This is a genomic window from Methanoregula sp. (assembly GCF_002835825.1).
Taxonomy (GTDB): domain Archaea; phylum Halobacteriota; class Methanomicrobia; order Methanomicrobiales; family Methanospirillaceae; genus Methanoregula.
Genome location: NZ_PIZH01000258.1, coordinates 1 through 3,299, shown reverse-complemented (window position 1 = coordinate 3,299; position 3,299 = coordinate 1). Strand labels below are relative to the sequence as shown.

General features: G+C 56.6%; 3 protein-coding genes. 2 read left to right on the top strand and 1 reads right to left on the bottom strand.

Going from position 1 to position 3,299, the window contains the following annotated elements:
* Nucleotides 1–99 precede the first annotated feature (99 nt).
* Entirely contained in the window at nt 100–1,338 is a 1,239-nt protein-coding gene (gene glyA, locus CW742_RS09385) for a serine hydroxymethyltransferase (protein WP_292419578.1), read from the bottom strand.
* Nucleotides 1,339–1,713: 375 nt separating this feature from the next.
* Here glyA and CW742_RS09380 point away from each other — a divergent pair, with 375 nt between their 5' ends.
* Complete coding sequence (locus CW742_RS09380) at nt 1,714–2,184, top strand: hypothetical protein (RefSeq protein ID WP_292419576.1); 471 nt, start codon at nt 1,714–1,716, stop codon at nt 2,182–2,184.
* 12 nt (nt 2,185–2,196) lie between these two features.
* The coding region (locus CW742_RS09375) for an AAA family ATPase (RefSeq protein WP_292419573.1) at nt 2,197–3,299 on the top strand (1,103 nt) is incomplete at its 3' end.

Here is a 3,299-nt window from a genome sequence, read left to right as displayed (position 1 = left end):
CCCCCGGGCCTGCTTTTGCTTCCCCGACGGCTGCAAGGCGGTTTTCAGATGTCTGTTGTCCGTCAGGGATCGTGGCCACCTTTTCCGGGTCTCCTTTGCTTATTCGGGGTAGGGGGTGAACTTCGATGGCAGGGCTTCGACCTTGCCGCGGACATCGTTCGTGTTCTTCTCGTTCTTAGTGTCCTTGATGACGCTGGCGATCCAGGAACCGATAAGGCGCATCTCGGTCTCTTTCATGCCCCGTGAGGTGACGGCCGGGGTGCCGATACGGAGGCCGCTTGTCACGAACGGGCTCTTGGTCTCGTTCGGGATGGTGTTCTTGTTCACCGTGATGCCGGCTTTGCCAAGGGCAGTCTCGGCTTCGAGGCCGGTGATGCCCTGCTCGGTCAGGTCGAGGAGCATCAGGTGGTTGTCGGTGCCGCCCGAGACGAGCCGGAGGCCGTTTGCCATCAAAGTCTCGGCAAGGACTTTTGCGTTTTTGATGATCTGCTGGTTGTATTCCCTGAACGAAGGCTTGAGCGCCTCCTCAAAACAGACCGCCTTTGCTGCGATGGTGTGCATCAGGGGGCCGCCCTGCATGCCGGGGAAGACCGCCTTGTCGATGGCAACGCCGAGGTCAGCATTGCACATGATGGCGCCGCCGCGGGGACCGCGGAGGGTTTTGTGGGTGGTCGTGGTGGTGTAGTTTACCACGCCGACCGATGTTGGGTGGAGTCCGGTGGCAACGAGGCCGGCGATGTGGGCGATATCCGCGAGACAGACAGCACCAACATCATCGGCGATCTCCTGGAATGCCTTGAAGTCGATCGTCCGTGGGTAAGCCGAGGCACCACAGACAATGATCTGGGGCTTCTCCTTTTTGGCCATCTCCGCCACTGCACCGTAGTCGAGCATCTCGGTCTTCTCGTCAACGCCGTATTGTGCCACCTGGTAGAACTTTCCGGTGAAGCTGACCGGGGAGCCGTGAGAAAGGTGGCCTCCCTGGTTGAGCTTCATGGAGAGGATCTTGTCTCCCAGCTTGATGGCTGCAAAATAAACCGCCATGTTCGCCTGGGTGCCCGAGTGGGCCTGCACGTTTGCGTGCTCTGCCCCGAACAGTTTCTTGAGCCGGTCGCGGGCAAGGTTCTCGGCCATATCGTGGAACTCGCAGCCGCCATAGTAGCGCTTGCCGGGGTAGCCCTCGGCATACTTGTTGGTCATGATGGAGCCCATTGCCTCGAGTACGGCACGCGAAACAACGTTTTCAGACGCGATCAGCTCCAGGCCGTTTACCTGGCGGAGCCTCTCCTTTTCGATAATATCGGCAATTGCCGGATCTGTTTTTGCCAGATAGGACATATGGAGAAAAGTTCGCTCGGATCAGGTAATACCATTTCGTTGTCACAAGGGAACCCGGGGCATTCATGGTGAGAACGAAGAAAACCTGCAGGGGGGGAGGATGCAACCACCCTTCCGGCGCGGAGGAACCACGGGAAAGGATGTATTGCCTGTTTTTTGTAAAGCCGGCCGCTCATCTTTCCTGATATCAGATAAGAACGGCAAATTTCATTTAAAATGCAGGTTTCAGCCACAATGCTTTTTACCTAATCAGGCGATCATTACTATTATTATAAGAGGAATGCGCTGCACGAGTACTATACGAGTATAGCGCGCGAAGATGCAGAGATCAAGTACCTTGAGCACGAACTCGATCAACAGGAGAAACTGATTCAGATGATGGAAGGTTCAGCAAGCGAGGACCGCATTGCCGCCCTCGAGAAGAAGGTAAGAGAGATGGAGGCGCTCGTAAAGGGCCTGACCCAGGAGCTCCTCGATCTCAAGTCCGTTGCCATGAAGATGTCCAAGCAGACCGAGGAACGCCGCATGCAGGAACTGAAGCGCGGGCCGATCGTCCAGGGATCGCAGGGTGCAGCCCCGGCAGCACCTGCCCAGTCCACGTCCGGCAGCACGGTCATCCGCCCCAAAAGCCGTGCCCCCGAGGCACCCGCAGCACCTGCAGAGCCGGTCATGGACATGATTATGCAGCCCGATGGCACCATGAAGCTTGAGCCCCGCCGCGGTGAGAAGGACTATATTGTTGCCCGTGCCGGCTATGGGCAGGGAAAGAAGGGCTCACGGCCCAAGCAGGGCGAACTCATCTACGCAACCGAGGATGAGCAAAAGAAGGATCCTGCAAAGAAGTAAGGAGCCGGATCTTTGCATATCACAGGTCTGGAGATCGACAATTTCAAGTCTTTTTCAAAAAAGACAAAAATTCCCTTTTTAGAGGGGTTTACTGTAATATCCGGGCCCAATGGCTCGGGCAAGAGTAACATCATCGATTCTATCCTTTTTGTCCTCGCGCTATCGAGTTCGCGCAATCTCCGGGCCGAGAAACTGACCGACCTCATCAACCTGAATTCCGGACGGAATACTGCCGAGGTTGCACTCGAATTCTCCGACGGGACGAAGATCCGCCGGAGGATCAAGCGGACCGGCAACGGATACTACAGCTACAACTACCTCAACGAACGCCTCTGCAAGCAGAGTGATATTGTCGACCACCTGGCAAAGCACGGGATCAAACCCCACGGTTATAACGTTGTCATGCAGGGCGATGTCACCCGCATCATGGAGATGAGCGACTTCGAGCGCCGGAAGATAATCGATGAGATCGCGGGCGTGGCCGAGTTCGACACCAAGAAGCAGCAGTCGCTTGCAGAGCTTGATATCGTCCGTGAGCGGATTGAACGCGAGGAACTCCTCTTAATCGAGCTTTCAAAGCGTGCAAATGAACTGAAGCGGGAGCGGACGCATGCCCTTGAGTACCAGAAGTGGCAGAACGAGCTGACGTTCTACCAGAACTGCCGCTCCGCAGCCCAGCTCCACGAGCGGGAGAAGGAGCTCAGGTCTTTGTTACAATCGGCCGAGGACCACACGATCCAGCTTGGCCGGATAGCCTCCGACCGGGGGATCGAGGAGAACGAGCTCTCCTATCTCAAGGCGGACTTAACCGACATCGATGACCTGATCAACAAAAAGAGCGGGGCCGACTACCTCAAGCTGATCGCGGAACTCGAGGAGGCAAAGGGTGGGATCAAGCTTGCCGAGCAGACCATCGTCCGCCTCAAAAAAGAGAAGGAGACGAACCTCGAGGCCATCAACCGCGTGTACATGGACTCCAAGCGTGCCGAGACCCGGGTTGCCGAGTGCACGGACCAGATCCGCACCCTGACTATTGATCGCACTAATATCGCGATGGAGGGCGCGACTTCAAAAGCCCAGCTGGAGAAATTCGAGACCGAGATCAAACAGCACAG